The organism is Streptomyces sp. NPDC020801, from assembly GCF_044334385.1.
Classification (GTDB): domain Bacteria; phylum Actinomycetota; class Actinomycetes; order Streptomycetales; family Streptomycetaceae; genus Streptomyces.
Window position 1 is genome coordinate 228,851 of the sequence record NZ_JBIRST010000008.1, and the last position, 23,592, is coordinate 252,442.

The following is a 23,592-nucleotide window of genomic DNA, read 5'->3' on the forward strand; positions in this document are numbered from 1 at the left end:
AGTGCATCATGCCTCTGTCCAACGCTGAGCTGTGGGCCGCGGCCCTCGGCTACGTCCTGCCGCTCGCGATCGCCTTCGTCAACCAGCCGAGATGGGTCAGCTGGGTGAAGGGCACTCTCATGCTCGTCGTCGCCACCGGCGACGGCCTCGGCACGGCCTACTTCGGCGACCAGTTCCACGGCAAGCCCATCGTGACCTGCGTACTCACCGCGGCGATCGCAATCGGGGTCGCATACCACACCGTGTGGAAGCCGTCCGGGATCGCGCCCGCGCTGGAGCGCGCCACGTCACCGGGCGGCCCGCGTCACGCCGTCGAGCCCGGAGCCTGATCCTGCCCTTTGAGCGCGCCCGGGAGGTGGGATGGACGCCGGGATGGTCACGGCCGTTTCCGCGCTGATCGCGGGGCCTGTGGCCGCGGCGGCGGCCATCTACGGCTCCCGGGGCGCCAATCGGGCAGCCCGGGAGGGCAACGCGGTGACGGGTTTCAAGAGTCTGACAGACGAGCTCCAGGAGGAGCGCACGGAGCTGCGGAACGAAGTCGCGGCCCTGCGCACTGAGCTGGCCGCAGAGAAGTTGGAGACGGCCCGGCTCCGGCTCCTGGTGCAGCAGCTGGGAGGGGCGGCGTGACGCGTACCGAGAGTGCGTTGTACCGGGCCCGGCATCTGCTGTGGATTATGGCGGCGCTGCTGGTCTTGGGGGGCGGGCTCGGCGTGGCGTTCCTGCAGATCGGCGAGGAATCGCGGCGAGCAGACCAGTTGGCCACCGAGGCAGATCTGCGTGGCAGCGCTGTGTCGACATTGGCGGGAGACGTGCGGGCGCTTCGGCAGCAGGTGAAAGCGCATGGCGGGACCCCGGTGGCGCCGGATCCGACCAGGGCGGTGCCGTCGTTGTCGGCGCGGGCGGAGGTGCCGGTGCCGATCCCGGGCCCGCCAGGTCCTAAGGGCGCGCCGGGGCAGTCTGGTGCTCCGGGCTCGCCGGGCGCTTCCGGTGCCCCCGGCAGGGCGGGAGCGTCGGGCGTCCCTGGCGCCGTAGGAGCAACGGGACCGGTAGGGCCAGCGGGGCCGGCTGGACCGAGCGGGCCGCAGGGCCAGCCGGGTGCCGTCGGTCCTCAGGGCGAACAGGGGCCGAAGGGCGAGACAGGTCCGCAGGGCCCGGCAGGCCCGTCGTGTCCGGACGGGTACAGCCTGCAGGCGCCGGCGTACGACCCGAATGCGCTGGTGTGCCGGAAGGACAGTGCGGCGGGAGGCGGGAGCACGCCGTCGAACCCGGAGGCCGCGGTGTTGGTGTTCAGCGCCGCGCTCACACGTAGGAGGGCGAATGCGGGATCCCGAGCGGGCGCTACGGCGCCTGGACCGTACGGCCGTCACCGGGCTGGCGGCGCGCACCGATGAGCTGCGCGAGCGGCCGCAGTACGAGGGACTGTTCGTCGAGCCGGGTTGTCCGCCTGCAGAGGAGACGGAGGCGTGATGTCTGAGGTTGGGATGCCGCGCACGCTGATCGTCGTGGACGGCCGGGTACTCATGCAGACGTGCACGCTGTACAAGCGGCACCCGACCGCCGTGCTCCACGTTGCACCACATCGTGCCGGAGAGTTGGTGGACGGCCGCGGGGAAGGCCGTGGCCTCACCGGTCCGCGCGGTGTGTCCCAACTGCCATTACGACAGCCATGCCGCCCTGGATGGGTTGATCGCTGGCCGTGATGTCTCCGCCCTGCCGCAACGCTGTGTGGCCTTGGCCCGGCAGGGGCTGGCGCTGGCCGCACAGAACGGACTCACCCCGGCACCCACTCTTTGAGCAGCCGCAGCGTGCCCCCACCGCCTTCGGGCGGTGGGGGCTTTCGGCATGTCCGGATGCCGTGCTGTGCGGGATGACCGTAGGCTGCTGGTGCTCGGGGCTATTGCGGAGGTGCACCATGCCCCGAACCATCTGGTCAGGCGCTATCAGCTTCGGTCTCGTGACCGTGCCTATCCAGGTCCAGAGCGCCACGGAAGATCTGCGAACTGGAGGACCGCGAGGTCAGGCAGGACGAGATCGGCAAGGGCTACGAGTGGTCCCAGGACCAAGTCATCCCGATCAACGATGCCGAGCTGAGCGCCCTGCCGTTGCCGACAGCGAAGGCCGTCGAAATCGAGGCCTTCGTGCCGCTGGAGTCCGTCGACCCGATCCGGATCAGCGAAGGGTATTACCTGTCCCCGGACGGGCAGGTCGCGGCCAAGCCGTACAAGCTGCTGCGGCAGGCCCTCGCCAGGTCGTCGAAGGTGGCGGTCGCCAAGTGGGCGTGGCACGGTCGCGAGCGCCTGGGCATCCTCCGCGTCCGCGACGACGTCCTCGTCCTGCACCTGATGCGCTGGCCAGATGAGATCCGCGACCCGTCCGAGCTCCTGCCGCCAGCGGTGGACGTGAGTGATGACGAGATCGACAGCGCGATCGCCCTCATGGACAGCATGGCCCGCGACGATCTCGAGGGGGAGGAGTTCCGCGACACCTACACGGAGGCACTGGAACAGATCATCGAGGCGAAGCGCGAGCACCGGGCGCCTCCGGAGCTGCCGGAGGCGGAGGAGCAGCCCGGCCAGGTTCTCGACCTAATGGCCGCGCTGAACGCCTCCGTGGCCAAGGCGAAGGCCTCCCGCGGAGAGAACGAGGCCGACGTGCACGAGCTGCCCACGCCGAAGAAGACCGCAGCCAAGAAGACGGCGAAGAAGCAGCCCGCCAAGAAGAGCACCGCGAAGAAGGCAGCGAAGAAGAGCACGCGGAAGCCGCGCAGCGCCTAGTCCAGGAGCCCCAACTCGGTGTCCGGTCGGCAGTGCGTGCAGGCCGGCACCTGCTGTCGGAGCGCGTCCAGCGCTTGGACGCGTGTGACCCCTTTGCACCGGTTGCTCTTGGCTGCGATCCAGCACTCGCCCGTGTGGACTGCGACGACGTGTCGCCGCTCGAGGCCCTGCTCGATGAGCCAGTCCGGTCGTGGCGGCCGCGCTTCCTCGCCGCGCCGTCGTTCCGTTTGTCGCCGTTCCTCGTCGGCGATCCACCGGTCGAGCTGGGCGAGGGCATCCGTCGCCTGCTGGACCACGACTCTCCGGGCGAAGTGGAGCAGCTCGAGTCGCGACGGCGGCCTATCGTTCACATGTTCGATATTAGGAGGTAGGGTACCCACCTGCACCATGAGGGGGCGAGGCAGCAGGGAGGCGGCATGCGGCGCGAACTAGCTGCCCTGGCGTTCCTCGGCATCGACCCCGCGATCCTGGAGTCTGCTCCAGACGGCCCGCGGCACCTGTCCGGATACCAGGCCCGTATCTATCCGCACTCTCCCGATCGGCGCCGCTGCTCGTCATGCGAGGCGCCTGCGGTGGCGACCTGCCGGATCGATGTGCCCGGGGTGGGGCTGAAGTGGCGGGACTCGTGCCGCGATTGCATGATCGCCGGGTTCAGGCTGGAGTGGCCTTGTGGATGAGTCGCAGCGTTTCCATCTCATCCTGACCGCCGGCGGCCGGGTGCTGCAGCGGGGCTGGTGGGGCAGCGAGGCGACCGCGCGGCGAAAATGGTCCGGCTGGGTCGGCGAGTACGGCAACCTCCGCGGCGCCCACGTCGTCCTCATCGGCGAGGAGACCGGTGACACGCTGGCCAGCTGGCCGGAGAGTCAGTCGTCTGGAAGTTGAAGATCCCGTACCGCTTTCCGAAGGACAGGCCAGCGCTGCGGCCTCAGCTGGCCAGAGCCCCGGTGCGTGTCGCGAACTCCCGGACTCCCTCTACCCGGGTCGGCCCGTACAGAAGACCAGCAGTCAACGCACGCAGCGCTGGCCGGCGAGCCTCCTGCGGCGCCTCCTGTTCGACTCGTTGCAGGGCGGCGAACGTCTGCGGCGCATCCCCCAGTGCGTTCCACATGCGAGCGACGTCTGTCCACGCCCGGGCACGCCGTTCTGCCGTGGGCATGCGGTCCACGTTGAGCCGGGCCGCGACCTTGACTGCCTCGTCCGGTGTGCCGAGCGCGTTCCACACGCTGATCAGGTATGCGTCCACTTGCGTTCGGGTGGCTTCCACGGTGAACAAACCTGGCACAGCCGGCCTGCGGTCCGCTTCCTGCCCGGCCTCCTCCATCAAGGAAAGGGCCGTCGTCCGGTCCTTGCCCGTGGCCGCCGAGTAGGCCCCGGTGAGCAGCAGCGTCGTACGGACCGCCCTAGTCTGGTCGTGGGCCGGGTCCAGGTCGGCTGCCTCCTTCGTCAGCAGGCTCACCGCGGCCGTGGAGCGGCCCGAGCGGCGCATGGCGATGGCCAGCTGGCGCGAGGACTCGCCCACGGCCACTGGGATACTGCTGGAGCGGGCGGCCGTCAGGGCGCGGTCGGCGGCCACCCAGGCCGCGTCAGAGTGCTGCTTGTTGGCGAGTTCGGCGGCCAGCACGTAGGAGCGGGCCAGTGTCAGGTTCGCCTCGTCGCGGGCTCGGCCCTTCGAAACGTCACGGGTCGCCTCCGCCGCAGCGATCAGGGCGGGCAACACTTGCCCAAGCCGGGCGTACTGCGTGGCACAGTAGTCTCGGCGGGCGGCGGCAACTTGCGCGACCAGCTGGGGCAGCGGCACGGGGGCCGCTTGCGGTAGCTGGAACAGGGCCACGTCCAGATCGACCGGCGCGGCAGCGGCACGGCTGGCGCCGACGACGGCCGTCGCTCCCGCTGCCACCACTCCCGTCAGCAGGTTCCTACGACGCACCTCGTCCTCCTCGTCCGGTCGGCGACCTCCGGCCACGGTAGCGACATTGATCGTGCTGGGTACGGTAGACGCACGCAGCTGGTCGGGAGCGATCCGCAAGAACGCGGCGATCTTCAACAGGGTCGGGTAGTCAACGCTCATCCGTCCGCTCTCGATGCGGGACACGGCCGACGCCGAGTAGCCGCAGGCCGCACCAACCTCGGCCTGCGTAAGCCGGGCGACGCAGCGCGCCCCGCGTAAGAGGGCACCGATCTCAGCATCCGCGCCCATGGGCACCTCCTCGGCCCCGGGTTGGGGTGGTGCAGAACATAGCGACGCCCGGGTGTTGTTGGGAGGGGCGCGCGGATGCACACCGTATGCCGGATCCGCACAGCGCATGCCGATGCCTCCCGACCGCTCCGCAAACGGTCTTGCGGGCCGCCATGGTGAGTACCGCACCCGGCAACAGCCGGGCGTCTCCTCGACCGGCCTTCCAAACCGCGGCACACCCATGCTGCCAGCCGGTCATCCTCACCGGAGGCAAGACATGCAGCTGTTGGTTACCGGCGGCGCCGGTTTCATCGGCTCTCACTTCGTCAGGCGCATTCTGCGCGCCGACGACATCGAGCGGGTCACCGTCCTCGACGCGCTTACGTATGCGGGCAACAAGGGCAACCTTGGGCAGGCCTTCCTCAGCCCGAAGCTGGAGTTCGTCACCGGCGACATCTGCGATGCAGCCCTGGTGGATGACCTCATGGCGCGGCACACCGCGGTCGTCCACTTCGCTGCCGAGTCCCACGTCGACCGCTCGTTCACGACCGCCGGAACGTTCGTCACCACGAACGTCATCGGCACGCAGACCGTCGCCGACGCTGCCATGCGGCACGGCATCGCCAAGTTCGTGCATGTCTCCACGGACGAGGTGTACGGGCCGCTGCTGGAAGGCGTGGCCACCGAGGACTACCCGCTGCGCCCGACCGTCCCCTACGCCGCTTCGAAGGCCGCCAGCGACTTGATCGCGCTCAGCTACTGGCAGACGTACGGGGCGCCCGTCTGCGTCACCCGGTCCTCGAACAACTACGGCCCGAACCAGCACCCTGAGAAGATCATCCCGCTGTTCGTGACCCGCCTGCTGCGCGGCGAACAGGTCACCCTCCACGACCAAGGCCAGCACGTCCGCAACTGGCTGCATGTCGAGGACAACTGCGCCGGCATCGAACTTGTCCTGCGCCTGGGCACGCCGGGCGAGGCCTACAACATCGGCGGCGGCACCGACTTGTCCAGCAAGGAGCTGGCAGCGGAGCTGCTGCGGATCTGCGGCGTCGGCTGGGACCGCGTCACCTACATCCCGGACCGGCTGTCCAACGACCTCCGCTATGCCATGGACTGGGGCAAGCTCGCTGCCCTCGGCTACCGGCCCGCCTGCGACTTTAAGGCCGGGCTGGAGGAGACCGCCGACTGGTACGTCCGCAACCCCGACCGGTGGGCACCGCTCTCCCGCAGCCCGCTCCCGGCCGTGCCCTCACCGCGCACCGCCTCATCACCAGTGAAGGAGCGCCTGTATGCCTGACCAGACTGCCCTCCGCCGGATCCTCGTCACCGGCGTCGGCGCCAACCCCGGCTTCGGCCTGGCCCGCAGCCTGCTGCGGCTCGGCCATCGGGTCGTCGCCGTCGACGCCAACCCGCTCGCCCCTGGCTTCTTCCTGGACGACGTCTTGCCCTACGTCATCCCGCTCGCCAAGGACCCTGACTACCCTGAGGCGATCACCGGCCTGTGCCGGGCCCTGGCCGTGAACGCGGTCGTGGTCGGAATCGAGAACGACCTGCCGCCGATGCTCGACCTGCGGCCCCGTCTGGAAGCCGACGACGTACGCCTGTGGCTGCCGGATTCCGAATCGGTGCACGACTGCATTGACAAGGCCCGTTTCCACCACGTCCTGACCGAGCACGGCATCCCGACCCCGCGCACATGGGACCCCGAAGGCCTCGACCTGGTGCCCGATGGCGTCGAACTGGTCGTCAAGCCCCGCAACGGCCACGGCGCGCAGGGCGTGCACATGGTGAACTCGCGGCGGCACGCCCGCGTGCTTTGCGAGCTGGTTCCCGCCGCGATCGTGCAGGAGCACGTTCGCGGCACCGAGTTCACCGCCGACTGCCTCGTGGACCGCGACGGCCGCGCCTCGACGATCCTGCGTAAGCGCGACCTGGTGAAGAACGGCTGCGTGGCCGTGTCCACGACGTTCGAGGACCAGGCCGTGCACGACGCGGTCGTGAAGACACTGCAGGCCGTCCGCGCGCAGGGCCTGAGCTGCGTGCAGGGATTCATCACCGATGACGGGATCGTCATCCACGAGCTAAACGTCCGTATCGCCGGCGGGTCCGCCCTCGCCGAGGCGGCCGGCGCGGATCTCGTCGGACAGATGGTGCGTGGCTTGTTCGGCGAGCCTGTCGACCACGACCAGCTCGGCTACCGCCCCGGGGTGTTCCTGACCAACTACCTCGAGACCCTGCGCGTCGGCGACGTCGCCGAGCTGGACTTCGCCGCCGCCCCGAAGGGGGGCATCGTATGATCACCACCGTCAGCCCCGGAGCCGGGCGCAACGCCTGCCCGTACCTGTACGGCGAGGAGGCCGCTGCGGTCGCCCAAGTGCTGGAAGTCGGCCAGTACGGTCACACGGACATCACCGAGGAGTTCGAGCGCCGCATCGCCGCCTTCCTCGGCGTCCCCGACGCCGTCGCCGTCATGTCCGGCACCGCGGCCCTGCACACGGCGCTGCTCGCCGCCGAGGTTGGCCCCGGACACGAGGTGGTCGTGCCGTCCATGACGTTCTGCGCGACCGTCCAGGCGATCCTCGCCGTCGGCGCCAGCCCGGTCTTCGTGGACGTCGACCCGGCCACGCTGTGCGTGACCGACCGGCTCGTCATGGATGCCGTCACCGACCGCACGCGCGCGGTCATGCCGGTCCTGTTCGGCGGCCGGGCCATCGACTTCTCCTGCATCCGCAAGGAGCTGGCCGCCCGGGACATCGCCATCGTGGAAGACGCCGCGCACGCCTTCGGCTCCCGTAACGGCGCCCGCCGTGTCGGCGCGACCGGAGACCTGACCTGCTTCAGCTTCGGCCCGATCAAGAACCTCACGTGTGGGCAGGGCGGCGTCGTGATCCCGCGCGGCCGTGTCGAGGCCGCCTCGCTGCGCCGGATCCGGATGCTCGGTGTCGTCCAGTCCCAGGCCGAACGCGCCAGGACCACCCGCTGCGCCGTGGAGGGGTTCGGGCTGCGGTACCAGATGTCCGGCATCAACGCGGCCATCGGCCTCGCCCAGCTCCCGCACTTCGAGAAGACGGAGACCACCCGCCGCAGCCTGTGGCGCGCGTACCGGCGCGCCCTCGCCGGCCTGAACGGCGTGAGACTGGTCGACGTCGACCCCGACCGCTCCGTGCCGCACCTGAGCCAGGTCCGCATCCCGCACCGGGACGAGGTGCACGCGCGGATGAAAGCCCGCGGCATCGACGTCGGCGTCCACTACCCGCCCAACCACCTGCAGCCGGCGTTCGCCGAGTGGCGGCGCGACTTGCCCAGCACCGAACAAGTCGGCCGGGAGATCCTGACGCTGCCGTTCCACCAGCACCTCACCGAGACCGACATCGACCAGGTCGTCACCGCCCTCGGCCAGGCCCTGAAGACCGTGGGAGCCACATCGTGCGCAAGGTCCTAACCGTCTGCCTCGGCAACTACTGCCGATCGCCGTTCGCTGCGCTCGCCCTCGCCCGGCGGGGCGCCGCCGAGCTGGAAGTCCGCTCAGCTGGGCTGATCGGGAAGTGGGAAGGTGAGCCCGCCAACGAGTCGATGATCACCGCTGCTCGGCGCCTCGGCTTCGACCTCACCGCCCACCGTGGCCAGCAGATCACCCTCGACATGCTCAACTGGGCCGACAGCGTCCTCGCGATGGACGCCGCCGTCCTCGAATCGCTCCGCACGATCTGCGGCGAGGCCAGCGAGCGCAAGCTCGGGCTGTACCTCGGCGACCGCGACGTCCCCGATCCCATGGGCAAGGACCAGGAGGCGTTCAATGCCTGCGCCGTCCTCATTGAGGCGGGGACGGCTCTCCACGCTGGTCGGCAGTGACCGGCTGCCCGGACGCGGCGGACAGGACCTCGTCCACGAGCCTGTCGGCCGCGTCTGGACGGCCGTACGCACGTGCCCGCTCCGCCATGCTCCGCCGAAGGTGGGCACTGGACAGGAGCGGGCGCACTGCTTCCTGCAGCCGTGCCGCCGTCACCTCACCGGTGAGCGCGACCGCCGCCCCAGCCTGCTCCAGGTGTCGGGCGTTGTGCACCTGCTCGTTCCCCGCCGACGACGCCAGCGGCACGAAGACGGCCGGCTTGCCCAGCGCGGTCAGCTCCGCGAGCGTCCCCGCCCCGCTTCGCGACACCACAACGTCGGCGAGCGCCAGCACGTCCGGCAGTTCCGGGCCGATGAACCCGGCCAGGTAGTAGCGGCCCGCCAGCTCGGGAGGTAGCCCGGCCGCCCGCGCCCGCAGCCCCTCCTCGTTGGCCGGGCCGCATTGGTGGATGACGTTCGCGTACGGCAGCAGCCACGGCAGCACCTCGCCGACCAACTCGTTGATCTGCTGCGAACCCTGGGCCCCGCCGGTGACGTACACGGTCGGCAACTGCCGGTCGAAGCCCGACAGTTGCAGCGCCTGGACAGCCCTGTCCGCCTGTCCAGACAGCACCTGCGGGCGCACGGGGTTCCCCGTCACCACCGCCACCGAGCGCGCCGACTCTGACAACAGCTCAAGCGTCGACTCTGACGACACACAGATCCGCGCCGCCGACGGCGCCAGCTTCCGGTTCGCCAGCCCGAGCCGCACCGTCTGCTCGTGCAGCACGAGCGGCCGGTGGCACATCCGCGTCGCCAGGCCGCCCGGGACCGCCACGTAGCCGCCCGTCGCCAGCACCACATCCGGCCGGAACTGGTCGATGGCCCGCCGCGCCTGCAGCACGCCGAGGGGCACCCGGGCCATGTCCTTGACGTTCGCAGGCGACGCCAGCTTGATCGGGTTCTTGGAGCGGCGAATCTTGCCGGTCACCACCGTGGTGAAGGCGATGCCCTCGGCCGGAGCAACCCGCGCTTCCAACCCGTCGGCCGTTCCGATCCACAGAGCCTCGAGCGCCCGGCCCTCACCGGCAAGCCTGGCTTGCAGAGTGCGCACCGCGGTGAGCGCCGGATACGTGTGTCCACCGGTCCCACCGCCCGTGACGACGAGACGGAAAGGGGCGCTGTTCATCTGGGGCTGCTCCAAAGTCCGGCGGAGATCAGAGGGACGGCCACAGTAGCGCGAAGCCCGACTCTCGAAGTGCCCAATCCACGCTGGCGGCTGGAAGCGATCGGGTTACGCGGCTGCGACGACCTCGCTGCGTATGGCCGCTGCCCACTCTGCGACGAGCCGTTGATACACGGGCCGGTCCTCCGGTTTCAGGTGGCCGCCAGCAGCGAGCATGAGCGTGCGAATGTCCTCGTTCACGGCGGAGGCAGACCGCGCGGAACCAGGGCGATCGGGGCTGGGGGACATGCGGATAAGCCTACGGCGAGGCACTGACAACGCGCCTTCTTCGACCACCGCGTAGGCTCCCCGAGGTGATTGAGACCATCGTGTTCGACGTCGGCGAGACGATCACCCGAGACGACCGCTACTGGGCGTCGTGGGCCAACTGGCTGGACGTCCCCCGCCACACCCTCTCCGCGCTCGTCGGGGCCGTCGTCGCACAGGGGCACGACAACGCTGAAGCGCTTCGGCTCGTGCGTCCTGGCATCGATGTCGCCACCGAGTACCGCGCCCGCGAAGCCGCCGGTCTGGGCGAGGATCTGGACGAGAGCGACCTGTACGACGACGTACGCCCGGCTCTTTCTGCGCTGCGCGAGCGAGGCCTGCGCGTCATCATCGCGGGCAATCAGACCGCGCGTGCTGGCGAGCTGCTGCGCGGGCTGCATCTGCCTGTGGACCTGATCGCTACGTCCGGGGAATGGGGTGTCGCGAAGCCGCGGCCGGAGTTCTTCGAGCGGGTCCAGGGGGTGGCGCAGGCCGGCCCGAGCGAGACGCTGTACGTCGGCGACCATCCGGCCAACGACATCTTCCCTGCGAAGGCTGCAGGGCTGCGGGTCGCGCACATTCGGCGGGGGCCGTGGGGGCATCTGTGGGCGGATGACGACCGGGTGGCCGCCACGGCGGACTGGCGGGTCGACAGCCTCACCCAGCTGGTGTCCCTCATTACTGAGTGAGCGTCAACGGGACGGCCTCACTGGCGGGATGCCGGTGGGGCCGTTCGCGTAAACACAGTGTCTCGGCGCGGGTACGGTTCGGAGTGGACGCACCGAACTGGAGCCAGTATGCCCGCACGATCCAAGGGCGAGGTAGGCGCGCGGATTGCCTACTACCGCAGCGTCATGCGCCCCAAGATGACGCAGCAGCAGCTCGCCGAGGCCGCCTGCATCGCTCTCGGCACCATCCGCAAGATCGAGCGCGGCGAGCGCGGGGTGAGTGATGGCACCCTCGAAGCCATCGCGGAAGCCCTCGGGATCGGCCCCGCCCGTCTCCACGCCGACCGCGTCCCCGCGCACACCCGGGTCCACGATGCGCTGCCTGCCCTTTCGGCCGCGCTCGCCACGTACGACATCCCCGAGGACGGCCCCATCCGTCCCGTTCACGAGCTGCGCGAGGCGGTCGCCGCAGCAGCCCAATGGCGGCTGGGAGCCCAGTACACGCGCATCGCTCGCCACCTGCCCGACCTCCTGGCCGAGCTCACCCGCGCCTACCACGCCGCGCCTGCGGGAAGTCGGGGCGTCCTGGCGGGGCTTCTGGTCAGGGCGTACCGCTCGGCGGACGCCGTCGCCTACAAGTTCGGCGCCCGCGATCTGTCGGCCCGCCTGATCGAGCTCATGCGGTGGGCCGCCCTCGAGGCCGATGACCCGCTGCTGTCTGCCACGGTTGCCTACGTGCGCACCGAGACGTTCTTCGCCGCACACGCCCACGGTGCGGGGCTCCGCGCGCTGGAGCAGGCATTGGATGCCGCTCCCTCTCCAGTCGCTCCGTCAGAGAAGGCGGCCACGGGTGCCCTCCACATGCGTGCTGCCGTTGTCGCCGGCCGGGCACGAGATGTCTCGGCGGCAGCCACTCACCTCGACAAGGCACGCGGCCTGGCCGACCAAGTGCGCGAAGACGTCTACTTCGGTACTGCCTTCGGGCCTGACTCGGTGCGCATCCACGAGGTGTCTGTCGCCGTGAGTCTCGGTGATGAGCATGTCGGCCGGGCCCTTGAGGTGGCCAGCGAGTGGAAGCCCCCGAAGGATCTGCCGGCCGAGCGGCGCAGCGGTTTCTACATCGAACTGGCCCGGGCCCAGCTCTGGTCCGGTTTCTCGGACGACGCGTTCGAGTCGCTGAAGGTCGCGCGTCACATCGCCCCGCAGCACACCCGCGAGCACCCGTGGGTGCGCGAGGACGCCGCGAGGCTGCGGCGGCTGAAGCGCGCTGATGTCGAGACCCTCACAAATTTCGCGGAGTGGTGCGCCGCCATCTGAGCGACAGCCCCAACTACCCCTCACCGGGGTACTTGTGCCGCTTGTTTGCCCTCACCATCTGTTGCACGCGTAGGAACCAGCAGATGGGATCCGGGGATGCCCAAAGCACTCCCGCTCGCGCCCAAGGTGATCGACGGGCCCGTGAGCATCGTCCGACTGCACGGTGAAGCCTGTTTCGACTGCGGGGCCGTCAACAAGACCCTGCGCGCGGCCGGGAACGTCGTAGTCCGCGGAAGCACCTGCGTATGGCCGATCGTCACGTGCGGATGCCGAAGCAAGGCAGCCGCTGCGTGACCGCCACAGAGACGAGACACCCCGGCGATCGTGCTACCGGTCCCGGGGTATGGCCAACGCTGATGAGGAGCGTCGACACCATGAAACGTACAGGCCGAGCGGGAGCCGCGGAACTACGGCCCGTCGAGCCCGAGCCCGGCATGCTGGTACACACGAGCGCCGACCGCCGCCTGGCAACCGAACACTGGCTGTTGTCCACGCACCCGAAGCCCAAGCGGGCCCTGGCGCGGGCGCAGTGGGCCGAGCACGGGGTGGCGCTCCTGCCCCTGGGCACGCTCTTCTCCGCGGTCAGGATCCCCGGCCACCTGATCATCGCCCTGACCGCCACCATGGAGGCCGCCCAGATCGACGCCTTCCTCGAGAACGCCCTCAACGGTGGCCCCGTCGTCTGCGACCCGCACGGGCCCCGCTACTACGCCCTCGTCCCGGCCAGCATGCCCACGACGTGGCGGCAGGCCGTGGACGACTGGCGCACCCAGGACGTCGACTGCCTCGGCCGCGGCACATACCTCGGCATCCCCCGACTGGACGCCGTCGAGCCCAGGACCGCTGGCTCCTACTGGTCCGTACCCATGCCGTCGCTCGCGATGCTGTGCGCGCCGCTCTCCGTCGCCCGGCTCATCGCCGCCAGCGTGCACCAGCTGGCTGAAGCGGCAGAGCCGGACTCCGCTTGCCGGGCCGAGCTTCGGCTGATGGACGGTCGCGCGAGTTCCGCTGTCGGTGTCCGCCGATCGCACCGGTAGCGGGACGAGTGGCCGCCTCTGTCATCCCCGTCGGGGGCGGCCGCCGCACATCCAAGCCCCCGTCTTGCCGTGGTCCGGAAACCTCAGGTCAGGGAGCAACTGCCGTACCGGCGCCAGTTCGCAGTGCCCGGCTTCGTCCGCCGTCACATGGGCAATCTCACCGACCGCGACGTGCGCCTGTGGGGGCTGGTCGCAGCCGCCGTCATTGTGGCGGAGATCGGGTTGCCGCCCGCGCTGCTCGTCCCGGTGACGATGCCGTACGCAGTCGTCGTCGGCATCGGGATGCACGCGGCGTTTACCTGCCTCAAGCCGCGCCAGTTGGTCACGTTCTCCGGCCTTACGATCGGCACCTACTTCGCCTTCGCCGCCTGACAGGAGCCGATTGCCCCGTCGCGACCTGGGAGGGGACCGGCGCCCGCCCCATGACCAGGGAATCCCGCACCGATCTTGACGCGCCCCCAGCCGGCCCCGCCCGTCTGCTTCCCCCGTGGCGGATGGGCGGGTCCCTTCCTCCTTAGCCGACGAGGTCGCGGAGGGGGGTGTCGAGGGCGTCGGCGATCCGGATCAGGTTGTCCAGCAGCGGGGAGGCGTGGCCCTGCTCGATCCGGTTGATCGCTTGCCTGTCCATGCCGGCCCGCTCGGCGAGCTTCTCCTGACTGAGTCTCGCCTGCGCTCGGAGGGCTCGGATTCGCTCGCCGACCGCTCTTCGGCGAACGAGAACCCAGTCGGGGGGTGGGGCGGACGGCACTCGTCAACGCTGTCGGCCGGGTGATCTTGTGTCTGTATCGTTGACCGTACATTTTCTAATCTAGGGCGGGTAGGAGAGCAGCAAGCCAGTGCGCGATTGCAGGCCAACGATTCACGGTTGGCCATGGAATCGCTCCCCGCGAGGGGAGCGTATGCAGATGAGCGGCACATGCACCGATCGCGGACAGCTTGAGCGCTGCAAATGCCACCCCCCTCGCAGCCCGGTGCGGCCCGTTCGCCGGTCCGTGCCGGTACGGCCGCCCATCCGCCGTGAGTACCCCCTCGTCGGCGGGTGGGCGGTTCGTCACCCAACTTAACCAAATGGCGGTCAAGCTCACCCGATTGGGTGAAACGAACCCGTGTCATGGGCACGATTTGCTCGTTGAGCACCGTGGCCAGGGTGGGGCATGTCGCCCTCCCCGGGTGGGTCCCCGCCCTGGTCCAGGAAGGCGGCCCCCACTGGGGAACCTGCGCTACCGCCCAGTCGTGGGGGAACGCCTGCTGACCTACGCCGCATTCGCGGTCGCCGAGGCCCGCATCATCGACGCTCCCAAGCCCGGGCACATCGGCACGCCGATCGTCCCCGCCGAGGCGTAGCCCTAAGCGCCCCCACTCGTCTGCCTCGCTCGTGTCGGATCGGCGAGCCTCCCGTCGGGGACACTTTCCTGCCTACGTCAGACCGGCGCCGTCAACAGTGGCGGTCCGTGAAGTGTCGGTACGGCAGGCTTCCTCTGCTCGTCGTGCCAGGCCTGCCACCACAAGCCGTCTCCGACAGCCCGCTCGAGTATGCAGTTCATCGTTTCTTGTAGTTCCTCGGTGCAGGATCCGGAGCGGATGAGCCACGTACAGAGGCCATCCTCCTCGACCGGGAAGACATAGCGCCCGCGCGGCATCTCTCCTGGTGAAACGATCTCCCAGCGGGCGATCGCAACACCACGCCCCTCCTGGGGCTCATGGAGCCGCCCGTCGTGTGTCCATCTCTGCCGCCACAGCCCGTGCCCGACGTGATGTCGGGTGATCCAGTTGAAATCCCACACGAACTCCGCCCGAGCGTGACGATGGTGGAAATAAATGTCGGCCACGCCGCCCTGGTAGTCGTCAACGTGCACGATCTGACCGGCAGGGATTTGGCCGGGGAGAGCACGGTAGTAGACCATGGACGTCTGCTGGTATGACATGTAGCCCCCCTGCTCACACGCGCCGCCCCTGCGGAACAGGCGGGCGGCACCGACCACTTATGGACATCGCCCCAGACGGACATCCATCATGCACCCACAGCAGCTTTCGGCCAATAGGCCGCACACGGGACGTACCTGCCGCAGCTCAACTCCGTACCGCAGACCGCGCGTTGGCTGAAAAGTCTCAGTCCCGCCGCAGGCGCCGGCGCGACTCCATCAGCGCTAGGACTTTCGCCTGGTCCTCCGGGTCCATGTCGCGGAAGCCCTCGATCAGCACCCTCGTCCTGCCGTCGGGGCTCCATACCGTGTCAATCCCGAGGAACTGTGCCCCCGCGGCTTCCTGCACCTGGCGAAGCGTGACCTGAAGACCAGCAGCCAGGGCCCGGAGCATCGGGAAATCCGGGGGCTTGATGCGGCGTCCTTTGGCAAGGTTTTCCAGGGTGCCGCGCCTCCACAGCGGCTCGACCGCCTGATCGCCGGCCACCGCTTCGGGGTCGACGCAGATCTCCTCGAGTCGCCGGTAGCTCAGACCGAGTTCCGCCATCCGCGTGCGGACGAGGTCGGAGAGTTCGGTGCGCTCCCGTGCATCGTCAGCCGGCATCGTCCTCAGCTCCTCGCATGACAGAAAGGCCCCCTGCGTGTCCGGCAGCCAGCCATTCGGCACGCGCCGTTGATGCGTGCGCCTTGCATCCAGTGTCCAGCTTTTTGGGCATCCGGCGCTAGTCCCAGCGGCGAGGCGCAGCCACCTTGCCCAAGAGTATGGACAGAGGACCGCCGGCCGTGCCACATTCGAACTGCCCAAGTTTTTGGGCGCAAGTCGCTCGCTCGCACCAGATCGCCCACCCGCCTGCCGTGAGTACCCCCTCGTCGGCGGGTGGGCGGCCCCACTTGGACTCTTGACCCTACTTCAATCCCGCTCGAACAAATAAGCAGGGCGGCAGCGGCAATCGCGCCATGCACGCACGCCACTCACGAACGCCAGGACGGGGCCTTGTCCGCCTCCCCGGGTGGAGCCCCGCCCTGGTCCAACAAGGCGGCCCCCGGCAACTGACGCCGGGGGCCGCCTTCCTCTACCAGTGGGGAACGAGTGGGGAAAAGATCTTGCGAAGCAGGGCTAACCCCAGCCAACTCAAGCTAACTAGGGCTAACTCTGGTGACCGCTGCACCGCAGGTAGACCGCTGACCAGCCCAGATGGCTGAAGCGCCGTTGATCCAGACGATCACGTTTCCCCCTCTTCTGTTGGCCCCCTGTGGCTTGCCCGCTCCACCCTGCCACGGAAACCAGCCCCAGTTGAGGGCGTCGCACCCGACGACGCCGGCGTCCCCGCGCTGGGGACACCGGCACCGCGCCCGGTCCGTCGGTCTCAGCCGTTGTGCCCCAGGACGTCGTCGTCCGTGGCGAGACCGTCGTGGCTGACGAGGTGGTCGACGGTTCCCGCGGTGTCCCTCACCTTCAGGTCCCCGAGCGCGTCGTGATCGGCGGCGTGCGAGGGGGTGACGGCGGCCACCACGAATCCGGTGGCGAGGGAGGCGAGGGCGAGCATGCTGCGCTTCTTCATGCCCGGCTCAACGGCGCGGGGCGCGGTTGGTCACGGTGTCAGATGCCGTCGACGCCGGGCAGCCCCAGGTCGTCGCCGCCCACGTCGCCGATCCCACCGCGAGGCCACGGTCCCCGGCCGTTCAGCAGTTCCTCCGCGGACATCAAGCAGCTGCCCTCCCGATACATGCGGGCGACCGGAGCGTCGTCGGGAAGGACGTCGGGCACGAGCCTCCGGTCCGTCGGCAGGTCCGTCGACGGCTCCGGCGGCAGCGTCGGCTCCTGCGAGACGACGAGCCCTTCGACACCCTGCACACACGCCTTGAACGCGCTGATGTTCCACGCGTAGGTGGCCTCGCCCAGGATCTTCGCCGTGTCTCCGAAGAGCATCAGGAAGGACGGGTCCAGGAGGTAACGCGCCCCCTTCACGATGTTCCTCCACTGCTCGTCGTCGGCCGTCGCCTCCTTGAGCAGCGTGAACCCCCAGCCGGCGCCGTCGGCGCCCGGAAGCGTCAGGTACCCCAGCGCGTCCAGCGTCTCCGCGGCCTGCCGCTCACCGAGGTGGTCGCCCGCCCCGTCGGCCGGCGCACCGTACAGGATGTGCCGCACATCGCACTCGGCCCAGGTGTGCGCTCGGAGGAACACCGCCGCCCGGGCGATGCCGTTGATCAGCTGCCGCTTCTCCTGGACCCCTGCGACGGGTGGCCGCCACAGTCGGCGACCGCCCGTCAGGTCCCCGTAGTCGAGGACGAGTTCGTCCAGTTTCCGGTCGAGTTCCGCCCCATCCCCGGCGTTCCGCAGAATGCGCTGTGCCTCCCTGGCCGTCCGCAGAGTGTGCCGGGCGGCGTTGTCCCGCCCGAGACGGGTCGTCCTCGGTGCACCGTCCGGTCGCGCGGTCACGGTCATGGCCCCCACCCCCCTGTCCGTGTCGTGTAAGTCCGAAACGGTACCGCGCATACGAGATGTCCGTCATCACCCCTGCAGGCCACCAGGACGAGCCCGCCGCCGGCAGGTTGCCGCCCCGTCAGGAGGCGCTCCGGGCCCAGAGTCCTCCCGCCCAGGGCCGCTACGGCCCGCTGGGCGCCGTCAGACTCCGGCGGCCGTCGCCGCGCCCGCCCGCCCCGCGAGCGCGGCCGCCGCCGCTCCCACCAGGCCTGCGTCCGTGCCCATCTGGGCGGGGGCGACCGTCAGGCGCTGCACGAAGGAGAGAGTGGCGTAGTCGCTCAGGGCCTTCCGCAGCGGCGCGAGGAGCACGTCCCCGGCCTTGCCCACGCCCCCGCCGATCACCGCGATGTCGATCTCGACAAGGGTCGCGGTGGCCGCGATGCCCGCCGCCAGGGCCCGGGCGGCACGCTCGAAGGAAGCCACCGCCACCGGGTCCCCGGCGCTCGCGGCGGCGGCCACCGCGGCGGCCGAGGTGTCACCGTCGGGGCCCGGACGCCAGCCGTTCTCCAGCGCCCGGCGCGCGATGTTCGGGCCGCTTGCGATGCGCTCCACGCAGCCGCGGGAGCCGCACGGGCACGGGTCGCCGTCGAGGTCGACGCTGATGTGACCGATGTGGCCGGCGTTGCCGGTCGGGCCGGGGTGCAGCTTGCCGCCCAGGACCAGGCCGCCGCCGACGCCGGTGGAGACCACCATGCACAGCGCGTTGTCATGGCCGCGGGCGGCGCCCTGCCAGTGCTCGGCCGCGGTGATCGCCACACCGTCGCCGATCAGCTCCACGGGTAGCCCGCCGGCCGCGGCTGCGGCCCGCTCCACCAGCGGGTAGTCCCGCCAGCCCGGCACATTGACGGGACTGACCGTGCCGGCGGAGGCGTCCACCGGGCCCGCGCTGCCGATACCCAGGGCCGCGGCGCGTCCCCACAGCGGCGAAGCGACCAGATCGCCGAGCACCTCCTCCACGGCCCCCATCACGGTGTCGCCGTCCTCCCGCGCGGGCGTGGCACGCTGCGCGCGCAGCAGGATGCCGCCGTGGCCGTCCACCAGCGCTCCGGCGATCTTGGTGCCGCCGATGTCGAGCGCTGCCACGAGGTCGGTGTGCATCAGAGTCAGATCTCCCCGTCAACCGTCGAAAAACCAAGAGGTGGGCGCAGCCCCGTCCTGCGGTGGGGGGCGCGGGCCGGAGTGTGCGGTGGACAGTCTCTCGTGCGTATGACAACGTTGTCCAGGCTCTATGCTCGACGCCACATCCTCATACAAACCCATGGACCGCCGCATCCCCGTGGACGACAGGACAGGACGCCGCATCGTGCCAGAGACCGCCCGCCGAGCCGACCGCCCCGCAGACCGCTCCGACCGCCTCTCCGGGACCCGCTACGGCAACCGTCCGACCATGAAGGACGTGGCGGCCCGGGCCGGTGTCGGACTGAAGACCGTCTCCCGCGTGGTCAACGGCGAACCCGGGGTCACCCCGGACACCGAGCGGCGTGTCCAGGAGGCCATCGAGGCGCTCGGCTTCCGCCGCAACGACAGCGCACGGGTGCTGCGCAAGGGCCGTACGGCGAGCATCGGGCTGGTCCTCGAGGACCTCGCCGACCCGTTCTACGGGCCGCTCAGCCGAGCGGTCGAGGAGGTCGCCCGGGCGCACGGCGCGCTGCTCATCAACGGCTCCAGCGCGGAGGACCCGGACCGCGAGCAGGAGCTGGCGCTGGCCCTGTGCGCGCGGCGGGTCGACGGACTGGTGGTCATCCCGGCCGGTGACGACCACCGGTACCTGGAGCCGGAGATCAAGGCGGGCGTCGCGACCGTGTTCGTGGACCGCCCGGCCGGGAAGATCGACGCCGACGTCGTACTGTCGGACAACTTCGGTGGCGCCCGAGGCGGCGTGGCCCATCTGATCGCCCACGGCCACCGCCGGATCGGCTTCATCGGCGACATGCCCCGCATCCACACCGCCGCCGAGCGTCTGCGCGGCTACCGGGCGGCCATGGAGGACGCGGGGATACCGGTGGAGGACTCCTGGATGTCGCTGGGCGTCACCGACCCGGAACGGGTGCGCCGGGCCGCCGAGGCGATGCTGTCCGGGCCCGAACCGGTCACCGCGATCTTCACCGGCAACAACCGGGTGACGGTCACCGTGATCCGGGTACTGGCCGAGCAGGCCCGCCCGGTCGCCCTCGTCGGCTTCGACGACATCGAGCTCGCCGACCTGCTCCAGCCGGGCGTGACGGTCGTCGCCCAGGACGCGGCGGCCCTCGGCCGCACGGCGGCCGAGCGCCTCTTCCGCCAGCTCGACGGCACCCTCGCCACCCCGGAGCGCATCGAACTCCCGACCCGCCTGATCTCCCGCGGCTCGGGCGAGCTCCCGCCGGCGGGCTGAACACCCCGCCCCGCCGGACGGCTCCCGTCCCGGGGCTCCGACCCCGAACCCCGGCAGGGGCTCCGCCCCCGCTGCCCGGCTCCGGCCCAACTCCACTCCTGCCGGCCCTGACCCGCTCACCCTTCACGGGGCAGAGGGTGCGCGCCCACGTGCGCGTTCGTCGAGCAGGTCCGTTTCGCGGTCGCCGGCGCGCCCCGTCGAGGGCGGTGTTCATCGAGCCGCTGGTGGGATCCGGGCCCGGGGGTCCGAGCGGCACTCGGCGTCGTCCTCCCTGTCGGACCTACGTGTTGAAGCGGATCGAGCAGGGGTGGATGCGTGCCGGGTTGGCGTACGTACTGGGTGCCGAGGGATCGCCGGGTGGCGGGGGATCGAGTGCCTGTTCTGGTCGGGTGGGAGGACCTGGCCGAGCGTGAGGATCGAGTTGGGATTCATCCTGGGGATCCGATTCTTCTTTCTCCGGACTACTGGATCGACGAGGTGCTGAGCCGATATCTGTGCCGGTCGTCGTTCGCCCGTCTCGCACCGGAGACGAAGCGGAACTACACGGACGACTACTGTCTGTTGTTCGACTTCCTGTGGAGTCGCGGAAAAACGTGGAGCGACGCCACGGCCGACGATCTGTGGGCCTTCGAGGACTGGCGGACCCGCTCACTGCGTAACCCGCGCCGGGTCGGTGGGGCGCGGTGGAACCGCGGGCTGGCCGCGCTGATCCGGCTGTACGAGTGGGCGGCCCAGCGCGAGCACGTGATGGTCAACCCGGTGGTCATGCGAGCGGTCCTCGGCAGGAACGGCGAACGGGTTCTGGTCCCGGCGGCCCGAGCGAAGAACGCGCGGAGCAGCGAGGTCCGTTGGCTGACGCCACGGGCGTTTCGCCGCTGGGTGGAGGTCGGGCTGCTCGGATACGGCGCGGACGGCGTGCCGTACCCGGGGTGGTCAGGCCGGCTTGCCGATCGCAACGGCGCCTTCGCTGATCTGCTGTTGGTTGGGACAGCGTCAAGACCAGCGAGGGGCACTGGTACCTGGTCCGCCCGTTCGCGGAGTCCCTCGCCGGCCTGGAGAACGGGCCTGACGATGTGGACCGGCTCACGGCGGCCCGCTGGACCGCGTGGCGGCTGAGTCTGCCGCCCAGTTCGAACGGCTACACCAAGCACTCCACCATCGCCGGACTGCTGCAGATGGATCCGCGTCTGGCGCGGTCGGTGCGCGAGGCGACGACGAAGCGGTTCAACTGGACGCCGGGCCGTGACCAGGCCTACGGGCCGGAGGAGTTCCAGCAGATCAAGCTGGCCGCGCGCCGGACGTTCCGGGCCGCACTGCTGCGGATCCGGGAATGCACCGCCCACTTGACGGTTTGGCGTGAAGGGCGGATCGAGGCGGGCAGCACCGAGTGGCTGCTCGGGGAGGCCCTGGATGTACTGGCCCGCACTGGCGACGTCCCGGTCTACGACAACCCCCGCACCGTCCGTAAGCGCTACCGGCGTGCGCTGGTGGGCGGTTCGGCGGAGCACACCTGGGGTCTCGGCGTCCACATCCAGGTCGCCGTCCAGTGGCGGAAGGCATCCGGCGGCGACTGGGCCGCCTATGCCGCCGAGGTCAGACAGCGCGCCAATCGTGCTCACCAGCAAGGAGAAGATGTACATGCCTCTCGATGAACAGCGCGCGTGGGCACTGCTGCGAGCACTCGATGATCCGGACCACATGGAATTCCCCCGCGGCTATGACCACACGGCTGCCCGGTCCCGGTTCGACCACCTCGCATCGCGTCTGGACCAGCGGTTCCAGTGCACCTGCACCGTCGACCGAGGGGTCCAGGACGCCAGCCACCACGGGACGATCGTCATCCCGGACGCCGCTACGGCCAGCGGGGAACACATCACCGTGACCATCAGCAACTTCGGAAACCTCGCCACCGTGACCCTGGGCAATCCCGGAAGCTACGACGAGGAAGAGGAACGCGATCTCTTCCAGGACACAGACCGTCACCGCATCGACGACGAGCTCGACGGACTCGGCTACGTCCCCATCTCGGAGCATCTGCTCTGGACGAGATACGACGGCGTCAGCGACCTTGTCTCCTACTACCCGCCCGAGCATCCCCCGACGTGGTGGACTCGCTTCTTCGACTACCTGTGACTCTCGTCTGCGGTGTCCTTGGGCAGGGCATTCGGACAGTTCCAATACCCGACTCCACCATTAGCGCGCGGCCGCGGTGGCATCCACCAACTGCTCGACATCGAGACCGCCCGGGCCACCGCGGACACCCTCACCACCCTCCACGACGATCTCGCCGCCGGGGCAGGGATCTCCGGACCGGCAGCCCGGCGAGCGATTCACGCCGCGGCCCAGGCCCCTTCCTTCGCCGGGTCCATCCGCACGCATCGCCAAGCCCGGGACATCCTGGGCAACCCGGCTCTGACCGTCTGCGACAACCCGCACTCGTTCCCGATGTGCGTCTACAACCACGACCGCGCCCTGTGTCACCGCCTCGATATCGCCAACGCCCCGAGTCTCGACCGCTGCCAGCCGTCATGTGCGAACATCGCGCGCACCGACCGTCATGCCGACGAACTCGTGCAGTGCGCACAGACGTTGGAGGAGCAGGCCACCTCGGAGGCTTTGCCCGGACCGCTCGCCGACCGGCTCACCCGGCACGCCGGCCATCTCCGAGTTTTGGCCGACCGACACAACCACGACCGTATCCACTCCCAGGAGCCGACCGCATGAGCCCCGTCGCAGACGAGCGTGACCGCATTCGGGCCGCGATGGACCGTATCCTGCGTGGCGCACCCGAGCGCTCCAACGGAGCCTTGACGGTCGTCGCCCTCGCCGTCGAAGCCGGTGTCCCGCGCAACGCACTCACCCAGCGGCACACCGACCTGAAGAACGAGTTCTACGAAAAGGTCCGCGCCCGCGGTGGCACTCCGGACAGCGACCAGCGCCTGCGCAAGCAGGTCCGCCGGCTCAAGTAGGTACGGGCTGCGGACGCGGAGGAGATCACCCAGCTCAAGGCCGACGTCGAAGCTCTCGTCGGTGCGCTGCACCAAGCGACAGCCGAGAACCAACTCCTCCACCAGCAAATGGCCGACCGCGCGGCCGTGCTCCGCCCGCTACCTTCGCAGCGTCAACCGCAGGCCCCCCGGCCGGACGCGTCGGACACGCGGAGAGGCTGCTGATCGTGCATGTCAGGACGGCGGGGCCGCGATCTCAGGGCGTCGAAGGACGCGGCCGTCAACATCCGCGGGGTGCGCGTGGCGGGTGCCGGAGTACGGGCAGGAGATCGCCTCGTCGTCAGCGCAGTTCTCGACGACCTTGCCAACCTGCAGGGTGATGACGGTCCCCTGCTCGCTGAACTCCTTGGCAACCCACAGGCCGTCAAAGTCGGTGCCGGTGTACAAGTCGACGGCGTCGCCGACATTGAGGGCACCCAGATTCTCGCCGTTGTCGAGCTCAATGGCCCAGGTGCCAATGGTGATCTCGCGGACCTCGGAGGCGGTCATGGTGGTTACTGAGGTTTTC

29 protein-coding genes and 1 pseudogene are annotated in these 23,592 nt (G+C 69.8%); 20 read left to right on the forward strand and 10 right to left on the reverse strand.

Annotated features, from left to right (window positions below; all coding sequences use genetic code 11):
* Positions 1-8 precede the first annotated feature (8 nt).
* From ACH4UM_RS19115 to ACH4UM_RS19130, 4 genes and pseudogenes are all read left to right on the forward strand, one after another.
* Positions 9-329 carry a hypothetical protein gene (locus ACH4UM_RS19115; protein WP_398180273.1) on the forward strand — a complete coding sequence of 107 codons (321 nt, stop codon included), beginning with the start codon at positions 9-11 and terminating at the stop codon, positions 327-329.
* Positions 330-360: 31 nt separating this feature from the next.
* Positions 361-627, forward strand: a complete 267-nt coding sequence (locus ACH4UM_RS19120) for a hypothetical protein (protein ID WP_398180276.1) — start codon at positions 361-363, stop codon at positions 625-627.
* A 690-nt stretch (positions 628-1,317) separates the two neighbouring features.
* On the forward strand, positions 1,318-1,467 hold the full coding sequence (locus ACH4UM_RS19125; protein ID WP_398180278.1) for a hypothetical protein: 150 nt from the start codon (positions 1,318-1,320) through the stop codon (positions 1,465-1,467).
* A gap of 445 nt (positions 1,468-1,912) precedes the next feature.
* Positions 1,913-2,774, forward strand: a pseudogene (locus tag ACH4UM_RS19130) (Ku protein).
* On the opposite strand, the gene ACH4UM_RS19135 reads toward ACH4UM_RS19130, so the two are convergent.
* On the reverse strand, positions 2,771-2,950 hold the full coding sequence (locus ACH4UM_RS19135) for a DUF6233 domain-containing protein (protein WP_398180613.1): 180 nt from the start codon (positions 2,948-2,950) through the stop codon (positions 2,771-2,773). The pseudogene ACH4UM_RS19130 and the gene ACH4UM_RS19135 overlap by 4 nt on opposite strands.
* Here ACH4UM_RS19135 and ACH4UM_RS19140 point away from each other — a divergent pair.
* Positions 2,909-3,145: a hypothetical protein gene (locus ACH4UM_RS19140; protein ID WP_398180625.1), complete on the forward strand. Its 237-nt coding sequence runs from the start codon at positions 2,909-2,911 to the stop codon at positions 3,143-3,145. The two genes, ACH4UM_RS19135 and ACH4UM_RS19140, sit on opposite strands and share 42 nt — an antisense overlap.
* A 298-nt stretch (positions 3,146-3,443) precedes the next feature.
* Positions 3,444-3,656, forward strand: a complete 213-nt coding sequence (locus tag ACH4UM_RS19145) for a hypothetical protein (RefSeq protein ID WP_398180281.1) — start codon at positions 3,444-3,446, stop codon at positions 3,654-3,656.
* Between the two features lie 43 nt (positions 3,657-3,699).
* On the opposite strand, the gene ACH4UM_RS19150 is transcribed toward ACH4UM_RS19145, so the two are convergent.
* Positions 3,700-4,971, reverse strand: a complete 1,272-nt coding sequence (locus ACH4UM_RS19150; RefSeq protein ID WP_398180284.1) for a helix-turn-helix domain-containing protein — start codon at positions 4,969-4,971, stop codon at positions 3,700-3,702.
* Between the two features lie 256 nt (positions 4,972-5,227).
* On the opposite strand from ACH4UM_RS19150, the gene ACH4UM_RS19155 reads away from it, so the two are divergent.
* From ACH4UM_RS19155 to ACH4UM_RS19170, 4 genes are read left to right on the forward strand one after another with little or no spacing between them, the layout of a single operon-like run.
* Positions 5,228-6,250 (forward strand): dTDP-glucose 4,6-dehydratase, encoded by a 1,023-nt coding sequence (locus ACH4UM_RS19155; protein ID WP_398180287.1) that lies wholly within the window; start codon positions 5,228-5,230, stop codon positions 6,248-6,250.
* The gene (locus ACH4UM_RS19160) at positions 6,243-7,250 is read left to right on the forward strand and encodes an ATP-grasp domain-containing protein (protein WP_398180290.1); all 1,008 of its coding nucleotides are present in this window, start codon (positions 6,243-6,245) and stop codon (positions 7,248-7,250) included. Before ACH4UM_RS19155 ends, ACH4UM_RS19160 begins: the two co-directional genes overlap by 8 nt.
* Positions 7,247-8,395 carry a DegT/DnrJ/EryC1/StrS family aminotransferase gene (locus tag ACH4UM_RS19165; RefSeq protein ID WP_398180293.1) on the forward strand — a complete coding sequence of 383 codons (1,149 nt, stop codon included), beginning with the start codon at positions 7,247-7,249 and terminating at the stop codon, positions 8,393-8,395. The genes ACH4UM_RS19160 and ACH4UM_RS19165 overlap by 4 nt, the downstream gene beginning before the upstream one ends.
* Positions 8,380-8,805 carry a low molecular weight phosphotyrosine protein phosphatase gene (locus ACH4UM_RS19170; RefSeq protein WP_398180296.1) on the forward strand — a complete coding sequence of 142 codons (426 nt, stop codon included), beginning with the start codon at positions 8,380-8,382 and terminating at the stop codon, positions 8,803-8,805. The genes ACH4UM_RS19165 and ACH4UM_RS19170 overlap by 16 nt, the downstream gene beginning before the upstream one ends.
* Here ACH4UM_RS19170 and ACH4UM_RS19175 read toward each other — a convergent pair.
* The gene (locus ACH4UM_RS19175; RefSeq protein WP_398180299.1) at positions 8,765-9,970 is read right to left on the reverse strand and encodes a UDP-N-acetylglucosamine--N-acetylmuramyl-(pentapeptide) pyrophosphoryl-undecaprenol N-acetylglucosamine transferase; all 1,206 of its coding nucleotides are present in this window, start codon (positions 9,968-9,970) and stop codon (positions 8,765-8,767) included. The two genes, ACH4UM_RS19170 and ACH4UM_RS19175, sit on opposite strands and share 41 nt — an antisense overlap.
* A gap of 350 nt (positions 9,971-10,320) precedes the next feature.
* Here ACH4UM_RS19175 and ACH4UM_RS19180 point away from each other — a divergent pair, with 350 nt between their 5' ends.
* The 4 genes from ACH4UM_RS19180 to ACH4UM_RS19195 all read left to right on the forward strand — a co-directional run bounded on the left by ACH4UM_RS19180 (position 10,321) and on the right by ACH4UM_RS19195 (position 13,667).
* Positions 10,321-10,962, forward strand: coding sequence for an HAD family hydrolase (locus ACH4UM_RS19180; RefSeq protein ID WP_398180302.1), 642 nt, complete (start codon positions 10,321-10,323; stop codon positions 10,960-10,962).
* A 108-nt stretch (positions 10,963-11,070) separates the two neighbouring features.
* Entirely contained in the window at positions 11,071-12,258 is a 1,188-nt protein-coding gene (locus ACH4UM_RS19185; RefSeq protein WP_398180305.1) for a helix-turn-helix domain-containing protein, read from the forward strand.
* A gap of 374 nt (positions 12,259-12,632) precedes the next feature.
* Positions 12,633-13,295 (forward strand): hypothetical protein, encoded by a 663-nt coding sequence (locus tag ACH4UM_RS19190; protein ID WP_398180308.1) that lies wholly within the window; start codon positions 12,633-12,635, stop codon positions 13,293-13,295.
* A 147-nt stretch (positions 13,296-13,442) separates the two neighbouring features.
* Complete coding sequence (locus ACH4UM_RS19195; RefSeq protein WP_398180311.1) at positions 13,443-13,667, forward strand: hypothetical protein; 225 nt, start codon at positions 13,443-13,445, stop codon at positions 13,665-13,667.
* 142 nt (positions 13,668-13,809) lie between these two features.
* Here the strand turns inward: ACH4UM_RS19195 and ACH4UM_RS19200 are convergent, their stop codons facing one another.
* The 6 genes from ACH4UM_RS19200 to ACH4UM_RS19225 form a co-directional block, all read right to left on the reverse strand.
* Positions 13,810-14,043 carry a helix-turn-helix domain-containing protein gene (locus ACH4UM_RS19200; RefSeq protein WP_398180314.1) on the reverse strand — a complete coding sequence of 78 codons (234 nt, stop codon included), beginning with the start codon at positions 14,041-14,043 and terminating at the stop codon, positions 13,810-13,812.
* Positions 14,044-14,716: 673 nt separating this feature from the next.
* Positions 14,717-15,220, reverse strand: coding sequence for a hypothetical protein (locus ACH4UM_RS19205; protein WP_398180317.1), 504 nt, complete (start codon positions 15,218-15,220; stop codon positions 14,717-14,719).
* A gap of 184 nt (positions 15,221-15,404) precedes the next feature.
* Positions 15,405-15,821 (reverse strand): XRE family transcriptional regulator, encoded by a 417-nt coding sequence (locus ACH4UM_RS19210; protein WP_398180320.1) that lies wholly within the window; start codon positions 15,819-15,821, stop codon positions 15,405-15,407.
* 763 nt (positions 15,822-16,584) lie between these two features.
* Positions 16,585-16,779, reverse strand: coding sequence for a hypothetical protein (locus tag ACH4UM_RS19215; RefSeq protein WP_398180323.1), 195 nt, complete (start codon positions 16,777-16,779; stop codon positions 16,585-16,587).
* Positions 16,780-16,817: 38 nt separating this feature from the next.
* Positions 16,818-17,663: a hypothetical protein gene (locus ACH4UM_RS19220; RefSeq protein ID WP_398180325.1), complete on the reverse strand. Its 846-nt coding sequence runs from the start codon at positions 17,661-17,663 to the stop codon at positions 16,818-16,820.
* A gap of 180 nt (positions 17,664-17,843) precedes the next feature.
* Positions 17,844-18,800 carry an ROK family protein gene (locus ACH4UM_RS19225; protein WP_398180328.1) on the reverse strand — a complete coding sequence of 319 codons (957 nt, stop codon included), beginning with the start codon at positions 18,798-18,800 and terminating at the stop codon, positions 17,844-17,846.
* 160 nt (positions 18,801-18,960) lie between these two features.
* On the opposite strand from ACH4UM_RS19225, the gene ACH4UM_RS19230 reads away from it, so the two are divergent.
* The 6 genes from ACH4UM_RS19230 (at position 18,961) to ACH4UM_RS19255 (ending at position 23,045) form a co-directional block, all read left to right on the forward strand.
* Positions 18,961-20,076 carry a LacI family DNA-binding transcriptional regulator gene (locus ACH4UM_RS19230; RefSeq protein WP_398180331.1) on the forward strand — a complete coding sequence of 372 codons (1,116 nt, stop codon included), beginning with the start codon at positions 18,961-18,963 and terminating at the stop codon, positions 20,074-20,076.
* A 372-nt stretch (positions 20,077-20,448) separates the two neighbouring features.
* Positions 20,449-21,192 (forward strand): site-specific integrase, encoded by a 744-nt coding sequence (locus tag ACH4UM_RS19235; protein ID WP_398180334.1) that lies wholly within the window; start codon positions 20,449-20,451, stop codon positions 21,190-21,192.
* Positions 21,150-21,728 carry a hypothetical protein gene (locus ACH4UM_RS19240; RefSeq protein WP_398180337.1) on the forward strand — a complete coding sequence of 193 codons (579 nt, stop codon included), beginning with the start codon at positions 21,150-21,152 and terminating at the stop codon, positions 21,726-21,728. Before ACH4UM_RS19235 ends, ACH4UM_RS19240 begins: the two co-directional genes overlap by 43 nt.
* Entirely contained in the window at positions 21,715-22,209 is a 495-nt protein-coding gene (locus ACH4UM_RS19245) for a hypothetical protein (RefSeq protein WP_398180340.1), read from the forward strand. The genes ACH4UM_RS19240 and ACH4UM_RS19245 overlap by 14 nt, the downstream gene beginning before the upstream one ends.
* An 18-nt stretch (positions 22,210-22,227) precedes the next feature.
* The gene (locus ACH4UM_RS19250; protein WP_398180343.1) at positions 22,228-22,800 is read left to right on the forward strand and encodes a hypothetical protein; all 573 of its coding nucleotides are present in this window, start codon (positions 22,228-22,230) and stop codon (positions 22,798-22,800) included.
* Positions 22,797-23,045, forward strand: a complete 249-nt coding sequence (locus tag ACH4UM_RS19255; RefSeq protein WP_398180346.1) for a hypothetical protein — start codon at positions 22,797-22,799, stop codon at positions 23,043-23,045. Before ACH4UM_RS19250 ends, ACH4UM_RS19255 begins: the two co-directional genes overlap by 4 nt.
* Before the next feature lie 213 nt (positions 23,046-23,258).
* Here ACH4UM_RS19255 and ACH4UM_RS19260 read toward each other — a convergent pair whose 3' ends face one another.
* Entirely contained in the window at positions 23,259-23,573 is a 315-nt protein-coding gene (locus tag ACH4UM_RS19260) for a hypothetical protein (RefSeq protein ID WP_398180349.1), read from the reverse strand.
* Positions 23,574-23,592: the final 19 nt, after the last annotated feature.